The sequence below is a fragment of the Pseudoalteromonas shioyasakiensis genome (genome assembly GCA_013391845.1).
Taxonomy (GTDB): Bacteria; Pseudomonadota; Gammaproteobacteria; order Enterobacterales; family Alteromonadaceae; genus Pseudoalteromonas; species Pseudoalteromonas apostichopi.
On the sequence record CP058414.1, the window covers coordinates 3,514,576 to 3,531,287 of the forward strand.

Here is a 16,712-nt window from a genome sequence, read left to right on the forward strand (position 1 = left end):
GAAAAATTATCCTACGGCTTGTTCATCTAGAGCCAACAGCAAAGGATTTGCACTATTACTAATCAAAGCGTTAATTTGCTTTTGCGCTTTTTTATATTGGCTGCGTAAATGGGGCTTTAAAAACTTTTTCGACTGACTGTCCCCTTTAAAGTGCGTAACCAGCGCATGCATAAACAGGGTCTGTGGTTCAGTCAGCGCCGCTTGGCGATTGGCATAGGGGTTATAACCGCAGCCACAGCCACCTTTAAATTGATATACCGTATTGCTCATCATTACCCCAAAACCTAAATAGCATGCTAACGCATCACTTGCTTGTGGTAAGTACTCTTTACCGCCAGGAGGTAATACACCCACATGGTGAATCAAAATAGTGGCTAAGGTTCCTGCAAAACTTGCGACTAAATCTTGTGGTTGATTTATTTGGTTTGGGTTAAACGAGATATTCACCGGGTGATTTGCCGGTACGATTAAACTTGCCTCGCTACCGCGTAAATTGTCTTGGAACTCAAAGTGCGGAAACACCTGTGGAGTCAGCCCTGATGGCGCAACTAAGTTAATTGGCCACGCCTTCATACCCGCATAATCAACAACTCGACTAAATACCTTTTCAGCCATTTCACTGACGCTCGACACCCTATCTGGAAAAAAATGTCCGTTGGGTAAAATAACTTGGGTATGCTTTAAAAAATAATCACTATCAAAATGCTCAACCGCCCATAAAAAGGTATCAATTAACCATTGCTGCTCTTGCTCATCAATTAACGGGGCTGATTTAAATAACGCTAACATAAATTACTCTTGTGTTTGTGCCCATTGCCATGCATCCGTGTTGTAAAGGGGCACGGTAGATAAAGCGTGATGATGGCTGCCACTTGACTCTTTGGTTGAATAAGACAAATACAAAAGAGTGCGTGTAGGTGCATCATAAATTCGACGCACTTTTAACGATTTAAACAAAATACTTTTCGATGACTTAAATACCACTTCACCCGATTTACTGCGGTCAATTTGCTTTAATTGTTCAGCCGTAATCGGCCCTGTTTGACGACAGGCAATAGACATATCTGAAGGATCAGCAAAATCAAGATTCGCTTCAATATGACTAATGTGGCAAGTAACACCGCTGATCAGCGGATCTTGTTGTGATACCACTTTAATATCTTTGGTAGTGAATAACCCTAAACTTACCGAAGCAGCATCATCCGAGCAACCGCTCAACAAAACTAGTGGCGCAGTCAAAGCAGCTAATTTTAGTAACTTCATCCTAGTGTTCCTTATTAAAAAGCGATAGTTGTCCGTTTACAACGATTTGCTTGCTATGTTTCAATACTATCTCAAAATATCTTCAACAACGAGCATCTAAACAATGAAAAAATCGTTTGGTTTACTGTGTTTCATGTTCTTAAGTAGTACAGCTCATGCTGGCTACTCTATTAGCGCTGGTTTTGGCAAAAACTTTACTAACTCGGTGCAAACCGAAGAAAACCTTAAAATTGAGCTTGAGGATGACAGCCATTTTACTGTCAGTCTTGATAGAACCATTGATAATGCTCGTTACGGGTTCTTTTATTCAGCAACCGAACTTGATATGAAAGACCAAACCAACAAGCAAGTCGAGATGCAATATCTGCTATTTCAAAGTGCCGTAGAAGTGCCATTGGCTGACCGTGTGGTTGGTTTTGTTGGCGCCCAAATTGGCGCAAACTACGTCAGCACTGACTTTGCCGATTCTGATACATTTTTTACCTCGGGCCTTTATGCTGGCGCTGATTATTTATTTACTGAACAAGCTCGGGTTTATGTTGAAACTCGCTGGCTGGCAACTATTGTAAATAATGCAAGCAATGTATCGTGCACATTGCCAACATCAGAAGACAATCAATGTCTATGGCACTTTGATGGTGATGTGTTAAACCAATTTCAGACAAACATCGGTTTTAGTTACCGCTTTTAAGGAAAACCCTATGCCGCACATTGTTATAGAACACTCAGAAGACTTGCCAATTCTGCCACAAGTGTTAGTTGAAAAAGTTCACCAAGCCGTTTTTGACTCTGGCTTATTTGAGCTTTCGACCATAAAGACTCGTGCAATTGCTTATCAGCATTACGAATTAGGTGAAGGCAAAGATGGCTTTATTCACATCGGCGCATCAATCATGGCAGGCAGAACCATAGAGCAAAAGCAAATGCTCAGTGAGCAATTGCTAAGTTGCTTAAAAACATACTGCCGCCGCTCGTATAGTTTAAGCGTTAATATTTACGATATGGATGCTGATATCTATCGTAAGTGTTAACTCACTTAGGTAAATAGGCTGCAGGTAAGCGCTTGATTTCTGTCTCTGGCGATAGGTATGCGGTGTAAACCAACCAACGCTCATTGGGTATGTAGGTCAGACCCGATGAGCGGCTATAAGCTCGCTCAGGTAAAGCAATTAAATCATGGTGCTGCTTACTCGCTAAGTCATAGTAGCTTATGCGGTAATCACCTAAGCGCTCTTTATAATAATAAATACGCCCATCATGGTAAGCGTTTTTTGCCACCAGCAACCATGCATAATTGCGCGCCAATTTAATATCATTCACAAGCATTTCTTCAACACCCGTCTCATGGTGTTTAATCCAAATAGCATGACGTGAATTAGTAAATAAAATATCACCCGCTTGTGTTTCAACGCCGAACTGCGCTGGTACATCAACGGCTTTACCTAGGCTTCTTCCTGTTAAGTCATAACGGTATAGGTAGTCGCCATCAGACACCAAAATCCCCTGACTGTCAGCACTAAACTTAGGTTTAACAGCATGACTAAATGGCAGCTTGATTTGTTGGCTTTGCTCTACTTTGAAATCATAAAAATACAAGCGGGTGCTGCCATTATCGTACAATGAAAACAAAATATAGCGTCCATCGGCTGACCAAGTTGGATCACGAATTTCCCCAGTATTATGTGCAAAGTCAGTAAGCTGCTTTCGCGAGCTGCTATCGGGGTTTACAATCCAAAGCTGCGAACTGCCCGATTCATTCGACACATACAGCAGTTTATCTTGCTGCTGATTATATTCAGGAAATAGCGAACTAAAGTTGGTCGACAGCATAGAAAACGGTGAGCTGGCTACTTGCTCGTCTATTTTCAAACGCGTGATCACTTTATCTAAATCCCATTGATGATAATAAACACTGCCATCGCTACTGTAATTAGGCGAGCTCATACCAGCGATTTGCGTGTTAATTAGGGTTTGATCATTAATATCGTAAAAATAGCCATAACGTTTGCCGCCTTCAACTGCGCTAAACGCCAATTGCTCTTTAGATGGATGCCAATCCACACCATGAATATCAACAAAGTCATGAGTTAAGCGTTGGCTTTGCCCTGTCTTTACATCAATTAAAAACAGCGCTTTTTGGTTGTTTTTAACAGTACGAGTAACCACAACTCGCTGAGCACTTGGCGAAAACGATACCGACTCATACACAGTTTCGCAGTCATTATTGCAAGGAATAACCGTTTCACTTGTTTGTTTTGCCTGTAAATCGAGCAGCTTAATACGAGTTACATAATCACCTGACTTACTGGTGTGATCAGCAATGTAAGCCAAGGTTTTACCATCACTACTGATATCAAGATCTGGGGCATATTTATTACTGCACTCCCCTAATACAACACTGGTAGCATTAACCAAAGACAGCTTTACAATTTCACAGACATCTGACGCCATTCGGTAATAGTACAACGTGTTTGCATCTGGGCTAAACACAGAGCGGCCTTCAGTATAGGGTGAGTCTGTTAATTGCTTAGCAGGATGCTCAGGAAAATGTAAATCGCGTAAATATAGGTTATTTGGTTTACCAAGCTGACGCCACGAATACACTAAATAATGCTGATCATCTGAAATTGAAGGGTAAATCTCACGACCAGGGCTTGCCGTAACACTTTCGATGCTATTGAGCGGTAGCACAAAGCTTGAATTTGTTTGTTCTGAAGGCGAAGAAAACAGCCAATACATCACTGCTAGGCTAATTACACATAAAGCTACGAACAGCTGGCGAATCTGCGCAGCAGTGATACTTAAGGGACCAGGTTTATCTTTATCAGCTGTATCTATTGACTGAGGCTTTAACAAAACGCGATAGCCAGTTTTTCGTAATGTCTCTATGTAAGTTTGTTCTGGGTCGAGCTCTTTAAATGCTTTTCGTAAATGCCAAATAGCATTCGTTAAGGCTTTTTCACCGACATAAAAATTGCCTTCCCATACATGATTGATGAGCTCTTCACGCGTGATTGGTTCGGGGTAACGCGCCACTAAGCAGGCTAACAACTCAATAAACTTAGGCTGCAAAAGTTGTTCACTACCATTGCAGATCAGTTTATTTTCGAGTGGGTTAACAATACATGAGCCCAGCTGATAAACGCGATTAGATGTTTCCATTTACTCTAAATAAAACCCCATTTTAGAAGTACAGCAGTATAAAGCCCTATCAATTTATCGTAAAAGTGGTTCTTTCACCAGCTTTAACGTTGCAAAACAGTTAACAATGACCACTTCTTAAGCCACTGATTTTAAATAAATAGATATTCAATAGATGTAAAATAGAGACATAAACGAGCCACCTAAGATTGTAGTTAAGTTCACATTCCTATAAAAATTTTTACGTCAATACCGACCAACCAGAGTGTTGCTCACTGTAAATTTTAACTGCCCTTAAAAAGAGCATCACTCTGGTTCTAAAAACTAAAAATAAAACAACTAGGAACGCCTGTGAGAAATCTACTAACCAAACCTTGTGCTATTGCACTTGCTGTTGCCAGTGGTTTTAGCCAGCATGCATTTGCCAATGAGGCTGAGATTGCCCGCCCTGCCAACACCACTCCAGCAGCTAATGAACAAACTGAAGAACCTGAAAAAATTGTTGTAACAGGTTCACGTATTAAACGCGATAGTTTTTCAATTCCAACACCACTGGTCACAATGGACCGTGAAGCCATTGCCGATACAGGTTTAACCAACTTATCAGATATTCTTGTTGATAATATGCCTGCTCTTAGTGAGAGCATAGGTAACACCACCAGCCAATCAAGTGTATCAGCAACAGGGTTATCTACAGTACAACTACGAGATTTAGGTGCTAATCGTACACTAACACTGATTGATGGTCGCCGTGTTGTTTCAAATAGCTACAGCGGCAACTATGTAAGCTTAAATACCATTCCGAGCGGCATGGTTGAGCGTGTTGAAATAATCAGTGGCGGTGCATCTGCAACCTATGGTGCCGATGCTGTAGCGGGTGTGGTGAATATTATCACCCAATCAAAAAAAGAAGGCTTTGACTTTAAAGCGAATACAGGTGAAACCACCGATGGCGGCGGTAAAGAATTTACCCTTGATTTAAACTACGGCACCTCATTTGCTGAAGATCGCGGTTACGCCTATTTTAGTGCCAACTGGGACCGTGATTTCGGTATGACTTTTTACGATCGTAAACGCGCACAAATTGAAGATAGTTACGATTACGATCCAGATCGCATGTGTAATGTAATGCAAACAGCAGATGGCGATCAATGTATGCGCGACATCACGCAAGCTGACTGGGTAAGCAAGAGCGACGGCATTCCGGGCGGTGTGTTCTTAGAACACAGCCGCAACGACACACAGTTTTGGTATGACGGTCAAACCTTACGTGATGATTGGAAAGGCAATGAAGAAATTTATGGTATTAACTCAAATCAATACGTGATGCTTGATGTTCCGAGCGATAACGTATCTGCTGCAGTTAAAATTGATTACGACTTAACTGACGATGTGATGTTTTACGCGCAAGTTCAATACAGTGAAAGTGGCTCATTTAACAATAAGTCGCCTGAAGATGAATACGAAGGTGCGTATGTACCACGTTACGACCCTACCACTGGCGAGCCACTTGCAGATGTGGCACCGGGTTATATTCCAATCGACAACCCATATGTGCCGCAAGAAATTCTCGATGCCAACCCATATAAAGATCGCATTTATTGGGATCGCCGCTTTAGCGAAGTCGGTAATATCAGCACAGATAATACCCGTAAAACGATTCGTAGTTGGGCAGGTCTTCAAGGCACATTATTTAACGACGAGTGGGACTGGGATCTATCAGCAAGTTATGGTCGTTTTACCCAGCACCAAATCCGCAGCAATGAGTTAAATACCGTAAAACTAAATCAAGCTTTGCAAGCTGAACAGTTAGCAGATGGCACCATTCAATGTATTGATGAAGCAGCTCGCGCTGAAGGCTGTGTGCCAATTAACTTATTTGGTGAAGGCTCTATCACCGAAGAGATGGCCGCTTGGATCCGCACCAACCCTATTATTGATACCGAAATAAAACAATATGGCGTGGTCGGCTACGTAGCGGGTGATTTATTTGAATTACCAGCAGGCTCTGTATCCGCTGTATTTGGTGGCGAATATCGTAAAGATAGCCAAGACCTATCAACCAGCGACGACATGAAAGCTGGTGGTATTACCTTCAACTATGTACCAAATTTTTATGGCGAAGTTGAAGTCTATGAAGCTTTTGCAGAACTTGCGATCCCGCTGTTAAAAGATGCTCCTTTAGCAAAAAATTTAAGTGCAGAAACTTCATTACGTTTAGCTAACTACAGCATGGAAAACGTCAACACCGTTGCCAGCTACAAGCTAGGTGTATTTTGGGAACCAATCGAAGGCTATGCATTTAGAGCAAACTACGCTCGCGCTCAACGTGCACCAACGATCACTGAACTTATGTCACCAGCACGTGGCGATTACGACAGCTATGATGATATTTGTGACGGTTTAACAGCAACATCAACTAAACCAGGTCACGATAACTGCCGTAAAGAGCCAACTTTAGCAACACAACTTGCTGCTGATCCAAACTTTGAATTCAGCGATGAGAACAACAGCTATTCTCCAGGGGCTGGTAACGAAAATCTAAAAGAAGAAACCGCTGATACTTATACATTTGGTGTGACAGTGGCTCCTGCCTTTATAGAAAACTTTAATCTTGCCGTTGATTACTACGATATTGCCATTGTTGATGCGATTTCGCAGATCAGTAATGAAAACATCATGCGTGAGTGCTACAACTCAGAAGCTGCATGGGGTGAAGACAACGTATTTTGTAATGACATTACCCGTAATAGCGAAGGTAACATTATCAAAATTCTACAGCGTCAATATAACCTCGATGAGCTAACTGCACGTGGTTACGATGTGGTTGCACAGTACAAACTCGACTTAGATAACCTAGGTCAGTTGTCGTTTAAACTAGATTACAACCATGTAATTGAAAACTCGCAAACCTATGAAGGCCTTGATGGCAGCTTAGTGACTAGCCATTACGCAGGTTACGGCAGCAGCAAAGATAAAGCATCAATGTCACTTACATGGCGTAACGATAACTTGCGTATTCGTTGGCGTACAAATTACCTAGGCTCGTTTAAAGCAAGCCAGAGTCTTGAAGAAGATTACAATGAGTATCTTACTGAAAACGATGCCCGCTGTGAGGCTGGTGAAGATACCTGTATCAGTAACCCAGAAAAACTTGCCTACCAAGATTATGGTTCGTTCTTAAAACACAGCCTTTCAGCGTCTTACACTCTATCACTTGGTAAACAGAGCCAACTGCGCGTATTCGGTGGTGTGAATAACGTGTTCGATAATAAAGGTGATTTTTATCCATATGGCCGTGGTAACTACTATAGCGCATACGGCGGTGGTGCAGGTCGCTACGTGTATGTGGGTGCTCAATATAGCTTTTAACCGTTTCATATGAAGATCCCCAGCTAGGCTGAAATCAAAGGCGCATTTTTATTGCGCCTTTTATCTTTTCCAGCTTTGCATCTCAACTAATCGAGATTCAGTTCGCGCATATTCAAATGCCAGTTTTTGCCCTTGATATAAATCGCTAATACCCACCTCGGCCGAAATCACCAGTAATCGGCTGCGATCATAAAACTCATCAACCAAAGCAATAAAGCGCCGAGCTTCATCATCTAAAAAGTGTTCTTGTAAATCTTGCTTTTCTCGCTGATAACTATCTTCAATGCCATGCACAATTTGCTTGCCCGTTGCCCCGCGCCCCATTACTGGCACATTGACTAAATAAACGCGCAGAAACTGCTCTGCCAAATAAATATAATCCGCCGTGCTTCTGGGTCCTGAGCAAAGCGTCATAAAATCAAACATAATGGCGTCTTGAGCTTGCATTACACAACTAAGCTTACGATGGCAAACCTCTATCATTGTTTGCCTTTGCACTGCTTGCTCTTGTTTTAAAAAGCGCTCTGTTAGGGCATCTTTGTTATTAATAAAATAATGTTCGGTTTGTTTGCCAAAGCGAAAGCGATGATCTGTATCGCCTTCAACACTTAAAACATGACAATGCTCATTTAATAAATCGATAGTGGGTAAAAATCGTGCTCGCTGTAAACCATTACGATACAACTGCTCAGGTTGGCAGTTTGAGGTCGCGACTAACACGACTTGCTGCTCAAACAGGGCTTTGAATAAACCACCCAAGATCATAGCATCACCAATATCAGAGACAAAAAACTCATCGAAACAAATCAAGCGAATGTGCTCTGCCCACTCTTTAGCAATCACCTTTAGAGGATTTTTTTGCCCTTGCAGCTGGGTTAGGCGCTCATGCACTTGCTTCATAAAATGATGAAAGTGCAAACGCTGCTTAGCTTCAATATTGACCAACTTGAAAAACACGTCCATCAACATGGATTTACCACGTCCTACTGGGCCATATAAATAGACCCCTTTTATTGGCTTTGCGCTTTGCCACCAATGTCTTGGCGCAGCCAGTTTCTGTGGCTAGATTATCAAGAGCATTAATCGCTGTGCGCTGGGCACGGTCTTCTTGCAAATCACCTTTGGCTATTTGCGCTTGGTAATACTGTAATATTTGTCCTTGCTGTACTGTCATAGGTAACTAGTATCCGCTATACTCGCCGCCATTGTAGCCGACTAAAAATGTGATCCCAATGAAATTTCCATGCCGTTTAGATAAATTTATCAGCCATATTGCCGAGTTACCTCGCAGCAAGACCAGAGCAGGTATTAAACGCAAATACGCCACTGTTAATGGTGAGGTGATCACCTCATTCGATTTGTCTGTAACACAAGATGATGATATTCGCTGGCAAGGCGAGCCGCTGGTCTTTTTAGGCAAGCGCTACTACATGCTTAATAAGCCAGCGGGCTATGTGTGTGCTAATAAAGATGACCTTCACCCGACTGTATTCGATTTACTTGATGAACCAAACATGAGCGACTTTCATGTTGCAGGTCGGTTAGATATCGATACTACAGGTTTAGTGATCATTACTAATGACGGCGACTGGTCACACAAAATTACAGCCCCAAAGCATAACAAGTTCAAAACTTATTTAGTTGAAACTCAAGAGCCTATTGATGAAGAAGCGATTGCAGCGTTAGAGCAAGGGGTACAATTGCACAACGAAAAAGAGCTAACTCGCCCTGCTATTGTTGAAAAACTTGCAAGCTACAGCTTACGCCTTTCAATTTGCGAAGGTAAATACCATCAAGTTAAACGAATGCTTGCCGCTGTAGGCAATAAAGTTGTTGAATTACATCGTGAAAAAATAGCGGATATCACCCTCGATGAAAGCCTTGCAAGCGGTGAATATCGTGCTCTTACAGAAGCCGAACTCAAGCTCTAAATAGGTACTTGAGCAAAAGTCATGATAACGCTGTCATTTTTCCTTAATAAAACCAGACAAACGTGGTAAAAGTTAACAGGGGAAATAATAAAGGAGGCTGACTGTGTTATCAGGACTAGCTTTAAAAACAAAAATCACCTTATTTGCTATCGCTATGTTTATTGCGTTATCTGCGATAGCTTTACTTGGCTTACAGTCTTTACGCCATGCTAGCGAAAGCGACAACATCGCGCGTATCAACCAGCTCATGAAAAGCACTACCAATATTGTTGAGCAATTTGAGTTGATGGTTAAAAACAACCAACTCAAAGAAGCACAAGCAAAGAAACTTGCTATTCAGGTGCTGCGCGAAAATAAATACCACGACTCAGAATATGTGTACGTCGTCGACAACAACTTAAATTTTGTCGCTACCCCACACGACCCTGAGCTGCATGGCACCAGCTTTAATGATTTTAAAGACGCCAGTGGCAACAGCATCGGCCGTATGGTCGAAAATTTAGTGGGTAACACAACCAATAAAATTATCACCTATCATTGGGATTCAGTGCGTGATGGTGAAACGGTAGATTTAACCTCTGTAGTACAAAAAACACCGCTGTTTGGCTGGTATGTTGGTACTGGCATTAGCGCTAAAGAAGTTGATGAACGTTATTGGAATACCGCTAAGTGGTTGCTGGGCCTTTCCATGCTTATTGCCATTGCGCTGACTTTTGCTATTGCTCGCTTTGGTTCATCGCTGACTAATGCCTTAGGCGGCGAAATTGATGAAGTAATTGGTATTGTTAAAAACGTCTCTCGCGGCAACTTAAACTCACATATTCGCCAAGATGCTCCTCCAGAGAGCATTATTGCTGCCATGCATTACATGCAGCAAGGTTTACGTGGCGTTGTTGGCGGCATTAAAGGCGTTACAGATAGCTTAAAGAATCAAAGTGTCGATAACGAATCTCGCTCTGTTGAACTCGATAAACTGACTCGTAGCCTTAATGAAGAAACTCAAATGGTTGCTTCAGCAATTACCGAGTTAACAGCCTCAGCGCAAACGGTTGTTGAACATGCCGAACAAGCAGCCTACTCAGTGCAAGAAGCTGAGCAGCAAGGTCAAAGTGCAAGTCACTTAACCAGCGAGGCTGCTGACACCATCGCGCTTTTAGAGCAGCAAATTGACAGCGCTGGTAATAATATTCAAGTACTCGATGATGAGGTAAATAACATCGCAAATGTACTCAGTGTTATTCAAGGTATTGCCGAGCAAACCAACTTGCTTGCGCTTAATGCTGCGATAGAAGCCGCCCGTGCTGGTGAGCAAGGGCGAGGCTTTGCTGTAGTTGCTGATGAAGTGCGCGGACTTGCCCAGCGCACGCAAACCAGCACAGAAGAAATTCGTAATATGATTGGCAAACTGCAAGCAGCAACCCAAGATGCCAAATCATCAGTGTCCCTAAGTATGACAACCAGCGAACAAACCGTTGAAAAGTCGAAAAAAGCGAATGACGAGCTAAAACGGGTAGCAAGCTCACTCAGCGCCATAGCACAAATGAGCCATCAGATAGCTATTGCTGCAAAAGAGCAACTAGATGCCGGTGAAGACACAGCCAAACGCATCGTAACTATCTCAGACACGGCTTCACAAACGGCTGATGTATCTAATCAGGCTCATACAGCAACCGATTTGATCAAAGGCCTTACTAACGATTTAGAAACTGAAACCGCTAAATTCAGCTAACCTTCGCTAACTTAAAACGAGAAAGCCCAGCAACTGCTGGGCTTTCTTGTTATAAAATTTGCACTAAGACTTTATTTGTACCAAATCAAAATCGGCCATACCAGGCACCATTTGTTGTAAGCGTGATTCAGTGACATCTAACGAGTTCAAACACTCACAGTACTCAGATGCCTTCATCTCTAACTGCTCTGCTTTCTTTTGCAGTGATTTATCAATTTCTTTTGAGATGATATCCATACGCTGCCCCATATCATTGATACGGTCTTCGATATTACCTTCGCGCGACTTAAAAGCATCCCCTAGCGAGACTAAAATAGCGCCAAGTGAACCGTGAACTGCAGAGTGAATTTTTTGGCTGATTTCTTTGGTAAAAAAATCATCGATTTTCGACAGCGACTGCGGGGCAATAAAGAAAAAGTCATCACCACGCTTAAATTTATCCATTAATGCACGTTCAACATATTGCAGCTGAGTTTTTAGCACTTCAGGCTCTTTGTCTGACATGCCCTCAACAACTTGCTCGATGGCACTTAAGCCAAGGTTTACACCATCTGTTGCCAGGTCAACAAGTTCAGGGACGGTTTGTCTGATCCCTCGGCTGAACTGCTCAACTACTTTGCTTTCTTCGGGACTTAAATCAACCCAATAACCTCGTATAAACAATTGGTTATCGTTGTTAATTTGCACGCGAGTTTGACCCTTATCAACAATACGAATGACATCATCGGTAATGATTAAGCCATGGCTTAGCTCTACATCACATTGTTTTTTTTCTAAGGTTGCGTAGCTGGAAAAGCTAGAGAATGTAATGGCCGCTGCTAACAACGAGCGAGAAAAGAACGCCATATACACCTCAAAAAGACAAAAAAGGAAGGCCGCTAGATTAGCAAATATCCAATTTTATGCAAGTAAAACGCCTAGCTATGCTAGGCGCTTTGAAGTAAAAATGGATTAAATTGGTGAGCCCGGTGGCATTGGCAACACTTTAAAGTTTGCAGGCCATTCACCGCTTTCTAAAAAGAGACTGATTTGCTCACTTAAATATTGCTTAAATGCACTGTTCCCAACGGATGCACTGCCTAGCATTGATTCTTGCTGGTAACTCTTTGCGAGTTTAGCTAAGTAATAACGCAATTGAGCTTGTACTTCGGGTGCCACTTCATTGCTTGCAACTAAATCAGCAAATTGTTTCGCTGTTAAAAGCTGCACACGTTGGCTAATTTTACCAGCCATCCCTGAAGCAACCTGCTGTTCGAAAATTTGCTGATAAGTTTGTGCTAATAGTGCATCTAAACCATAAAGTGCATCACTTCGTGCTTGTTGCTGCGCTAAACGGTTAATGCGTTGGCTATTAAAAAGTAGGCTCAAACTATGTGCAGCTGCAACCTCTGGCAGTGCCATCGCATCAAGCGTTAGTCCTGTACGACCAACAATGCTCTCCCGTGATTTTGATTCACCATAGGCTTTTGGTGGAATAAGCGCTAATACCGACTCAGGTAAAACAAGGTTCTCTGCTTTTAATGTCGCAAGCATAGCATCCACTGCAGCTTGTTGTGTTTGCTTTGCAACAACCTGTGCCCCTTTAGGTTGTGAGCCATCACGCACTTCGTATTCGTAATTCACGCCAGCAATTAGCTTAACAGCAGCTTCAACTTGATAGCGATGGAATAGATAAAGCGGCACCAGCATTTCTTCTAATTGCGACAAAGCAGTGCCTGTTTTGATGTTTTCTATACCAAAGTTAGTCAGCGCTTGCTTACGAACATCAAGTACACGCATTAGCTCATCACTTGGTGAACGACCATTATCCCATAAATGCCCTGTTGGATGAGCACCACCTTGAGCGCGGGCATCACTGTCTGAGATAAACTCCAGCCCTTTGTTTTTATTCTCAGCTAAAATTGCGGCCAATTGCTGTGCTTCATCTTGATTTGTGAAATCGCTATAACCGTATTTAACAACTTGGGTATCCCAAACGCCCATACCAGAAGCATAGCCTCGGCTAACATCTAACTTACCTTGTTCATTAAAGCTAAGTAGCGGGTGTGGATAATCCATCACAGAGGCTCTATCTGCCACTGAGGCTGCAAAGTTATGAGAAATACCTAAAGTATGCCCCACTTCATGAGCACTTAACTGACGAATACGATCAAGTGCCATTGCTTGTAAGCGCTTAGCCACTTCATTCCCTTCAAAATAAGGTGCAGCTAATGCTTCTGCAATTAAGATGTCTTGACGAACACGTAATGAACCCAGAGTCACATGGCCTTTTATAATTTCGCCTGTCCGCGGGTCAATCACAGAGCTACCATACGACCAACCACGCGTTGCACGGTGCACCCATTGGATCACGTTGTAGCGTACATCCATAGGGTCGGCATCATCTGGTAGCACTTTAACTATAAAAGCATTCTTGTAGCCTGCTGCGTTAAATGCATCATTCCACCATTTAGCACCATCAAGTAATGCTGATTTAACTGGCTCAGGTACGCCCGGATCTAAATAATAAACTATCGGCTCAACGGGTTCGCTGATTGGTAGGCTTGGATCTTTTTTCGCTAAACGATGGCGAGGGATGTAACGCACATACATAGACTCACCCAGCGCAGCCGCATAGTCTTTATGTTCAATACTCCAGAAACCTGCTTGAGGGTGGAACTTACGCGGGGTGTAGTTATCATCAGGCAGTTCAATTAATGAATGATGCATATGCACCGTTAGCGCGTAAGGGTCTGCACTCACTTGGCGAACATACTTACCAGGCTTATTACCTTGAAAAGTAAGTACTGCTTCTAATTCAGTATTTTTTTCAAATGCTTTTGAGCGTGCTAAATAAACCGCACTGCGGTTGCTATCTAAGTTAAAACTTCCCTGGCCAGTTGCCGATAAACGACGGCTCACACCATGAACATCGCTTAATAAATAAGGTGTGTAATCCACTAATACGGCGGTTTCTGACTGAGCAACAACACTAAACCCTGCTAAGATACTTGATGCAAATGCCTCTTTAATACTTTGTTGTTCCGCAAGGTTATTAGTGTTAGCACGGTAATAAGTATTTATGGCTCTTAACATCACCTTATCGCCAAAACGTTCAAACTGAACTAAGTGAGTATCACCTAGCTGACCGCGATCTAAGCCAATATCGTTTGAACCGACACCATAAGGTAAGCTTTGTTGTAATAAAAATTGCTGCTCGAGTTTATCCACCTCAAGATACAATTTGCCGTTTTCTGTATCGTAGTAAAATGAAAAATAGCCTGAAAAATGAGTCATTTTTTCAGTAAAATCATTTATAGACTTAATTGCTGCGTGTGCTTGAGTTATCATAGTAAGTAGCACAGCTAAGAGCAGATATCGTAGTAATGGTATTTTTTGCATAATCTTATCTTTGTTATTCGCGTTTTAAATACTGTATAGGTATTAAGCAGTATAAAGTACCGCCAAGAAAAATCAGCTATTTAAGACGAAATTCAGCGCTTGCTAAGACATTCTCTCTCACACTAAAAATGTCTGGCTACAACGTTATCAGGAAAATAGAATGCGTAGACTCCCACCGGTATTGTTAGAAGATGGTTGCCCTCGTGAACTGATCTCATTGATCAGAACGGTACTTGCGGCATGTAAAGAGATTTCATTTCGTGTTGGTCAAGGCGCCCTATCTGGCGTATTAGGCTCAACCCTAGACGAAAACATTCAGGGTGAAACACAGAAAAAACTCGACGTTCTAACTAACCAACTTTTAAAAGATATTTTATTAGAATCGGGCTACGTAAAAGCCATTGCCTCTGAAGAAGAAGACTTCACCGTTGCGGGTAACCCTAATGCCAACTACATTGTTGCATTCGACCCACTTGATGGTTCATCAAATACAGATATCAACTCACTCGTTGGTACGATTTTCTCAATTATGGCGGCGCCTGAAGGTGCAGATCCGGCCGACCCAAGTATCTTTATGCAACCGGGTAAAAACCAAGTAGCGGCTGGTTACGTGTTATATGGCCCATCAACGGTGCTAGCATTAACAACAGGCAAAGGTACACGCTTTTTCACCTTAGATAAAACTCACGGTACCTTCTTATTAACAGAAGACTTTGCAAAAGTACCTGAAGATACTAGCGAATTTGCTATCAATGCTTCAAACCAACGTCATTGGCAGCCAGCGATGCAAAATTACATCAATGACTTAATTGCTGGTGACACAGGCCCGCGTGGTCGTAACTTCAACATGCGCTGGATTGCTGCAATGGTGGGTGATGTGCACCGTGTATTATGTCGTGGTGGTATTTTTACTTACCCAACCGACACGAAAGATCCAAATAAACCTAACAAATTACGTTTATTATACGAAGCAAACCCAATGGCAATGTTAATCGAACAAGCTGGCGGTATAGCCTCTACTGGTACTGAGCGCATCATGGATATTCAACCTGATGCAATCCACCAACGTGTGGCGGTGATCTTAGGTTCGAAAAACGAAGTTGAAACCTGTTTAAACTACCATAAATAGCAACAAGCAAATGCCTTAAGCTAAATAAGCTTAGGGCTAAAAGAAGCTATTTCATCACTTCTAATAGCTTCTTTAGCGTACTTTTACTCAATTCACCCATTTGCTCGTTATTGCTTAAAGCGTAAATAGCCCCTTCTACGGCACTTTCGTCTATGTCTTGTCGTGACTCTAGTACGTTCGCCCAAAGTTCTAATTCATCAATATCTATTTCGCCGTTAATAGCACGCTGTAGAACCTGACAGAACACTTCTTGCGTTAGAATATACACATCATCTTGGATGTCAGGAGTGCTTGTAATAACTGAAATTGCCTCAAATCGATTATCACCAAAACGAGCAAACTCTCCTAATGCGTCTAATTTATCCATTTGCTATGCTTACCTTTTCAATCTCAAAGCACCTTTTAATTAATGACAACCCTTACATGCTCACGATGCAAAGCAACCCTTAACTGCCAAGCCGACAATATTAATGCCTGTTGGTGTAATGAGCTACCCAACATTTTACCACTCGATGAGACCGCAACAGAATGTTTATGCCGAGACTGTACTATAAATAAAATAAATTCATTTTTATCAGAACTTTACCAAAAGCCTCTTGAACAGCAGCTTGCCTTTGCTAAGCCTTATTTTACTCAGGGTAACTTAATAGAAAACCTCGATTACACTATGCAAAACAATTACATGGTATTTAGCCGCTGGTTCTTTTTAAAGCGCGGCCATTGCTGTAGTAATGGTTGTACGAACTGCCCTTATTCCGATAGCTAA

Annotated in this window: 13 protein-coding genes and 1 pseudogene; 7 read left to right on the top strand and 7 right to left on the bottom strand. The window is 42.2% G+C overall.

What is annotated here, in order from left to right:
• Positions 1-6: 6 nt before the first annotated feature.
• The gene (locus HYD28_16090; GenBank protein QLE10354.1) at positions 7-789 is read right to left on the bottom strand and encodes a hypothetical protein; all 783 of its coding nucleotides are present in this window, start codon (positions 787-789) and stop codon (positions 7-9) included.
• Positions 790-792: 3 nt separating this feature from the next.
• Positions 793-1,263, bottom strand: coding sequence for a CreA family protein (locus HYD28_16095; GenBank protein QLE10355.1), 471 nt, complete (start codon positions 1,261-1,263; stop codon positions 793-795).
• Positions 1,264-1,366: 103 nt separating this feature from the next.
• Between HYD28_16095 and HYD28_16100 the strand changes: the two genes are divergently transcribed.
• On the top strand, positions 1,367-1,954 hold the full coding sequence (locus tag HYD28_16100; GenBank protein ID QLE10356.1) for a hypothetical protein: 588 nt from the start codon (positions 1,367-1,369) through the stop codon (positions 1,952-1,954).
• A gap of 10 nt (positions 1,955-1,964) precedes the next feature.
• Positions 1,965-2,294 carry a 5-carboxymethyl-2-hydroxymuconate Delta-isomerase gene (locus HYD28_16105; protein QLE10357.1) on the top strand — a complete coding sequence of 110 codons (330 nt, stop codon included), beginning with the start codon at positions 1,965-1,967 and terminating at the stop codon, positions 2,292-2,294.
• A 1-nt stretch (position 2,295) separates the two neighbouring features.
• Here HYD28_16105 and HYD28_16110 read toward each other — a convergent pair whose 3' ends face one another.
• The gene (locus HYD28_16110; GenBank protein QLE10358.1) at positions 2,296-4,425 is read right to left on the bottom strand and encodes a PD40 domain-containing protein; all 2,130 of its coding nucleotides are present in this window, start codon (positions 4,423-4,425) and stop codon (positions 2,296-2,298) included.
• A gap of 330 nt (positions 4,426-4,755) precedes the next feature.
• On the opposite strand from HYD28_16110, the gene HYD28_16115 reads away from it, so the two are divergent.
• Positions 4,756-7,776 carry a TonB-dependent receptor gene (locus HYD28_16115; protein QLE10359.1) on the top strand — a complete coding sequence of 1,007 codons (3,021 nt, stop codon included), beginning with the start codon at positions 4,756-4,758 and terminating at the stop codon, positions 7,774-7,776.
• Between the two features lie 60 nt (positions 7,777-7,836).
• On the opposite strand, the pseudogene HYD28_16120 reads toward HYD28_16115, so the two are convergent.
• Positions 7,837-8,950, bottom strand: a pseudogene (locus HYD28_16120) (AFG1 family ATPase).
• A gap of 58 nt (positions 8,951-9,008) precedes the next feature.
• Between HYD28_16120 and rsuA the strand changes: the two are divergent.
• Positions 9,009-9,707 carry a 16S rRNA pseudouridine(516) synthase RsuA gene (rsuA, locus tag HYD28_16125; GenBank protein ID QLE10360.1) on the top strand — a complete coding sequence of 233 codons (699 nt, stop codon included), beginning with the start codon at positions 9,009-9,011 and terminating at the stop codon, positions 9,705-9,707.
• A 154-nt stretch (positions 9,708-9,861) separates the two neighbouring features.
• Positions 9,862-11,436, top strand: coding sequence for a cache domain-containing protein (locus HYD28_16130; GenBank protein ID QLE10583.1), 1,575 nt, complete (start codon positions 9,862-9,864; stop codon positions 11,434-11,436).
• A gap of 63 nt (positions 11,437-11,499) precedes the next feature.
• Here HYD28_16130 and HYD28_16135 read toward each other — a convergent pair whose 3' ends face one another.
• Entirely contained in the window at positions 11,500-12,282 is a 783-nt protein-coding gene (locus HYD28_16135) for a YggN family protein (GenBank protein QLE10361.1), read from the bottom strand.
• A gap of 105 nt (positions 12,283-12,387) precedes the next feature.
• On the bottom strand, positions 12,388-14,817 hold the full coding sequence (locus tag HYD28_16140; protein ID QLE10362.1) for a zinc-dependent metalloprotease: 2,430 nt from the start codon (positions 14,815-14,817) through the stop codon (positions 12,388-12,390).
• 160 nt (positions 14,818-14,977) lie between these two features.
• On the opposite strand from HYD28_16140, the gene HYD28_16145 reads away from it, so the two are divergent.
• The gene (locus HYD28_16145) at positions 14,978-15,946 is read left to right on the top strand and encodes a class 1 fructose-bisphosphatase (protein ID QLE10363.1); all 969 of its coding nucleotides are present in this window, start codon (positions 14,978-14,980) and stop codon (positions 15,944-15,946) included.
• Between the two features lie 46 nt (positions 15,947-15,992).
• Here HYD28_16145 and HYD28_16150 read toward each other — a convergent pair whose 3' ends face one another.
• Complete coding sequence (locus HYD28_16150) at positions 15,993-16,313, bottom strand: hypothetical protein (GenBank protein ID QLE10364.1); 321 nt, start codon at positions 16,311-16,313, stop codon at positions 15,993-15,995.
• A 42-nt stretch (positions 16,314-16,355) separates the two neighbouring features.
• Here HYD28_16150 and HYD28_16155 point away from each other — a divergent pair, with 42 nt between their 5' ends.
• Complete coding sequence (locus HYD28_16155) at positions 16,356-16,712, top strand: hypothetical protein (protein QLE10365.1); 357 nt, start codon at positions 16,356-16,358, stop codon at positions 16,710-16,712.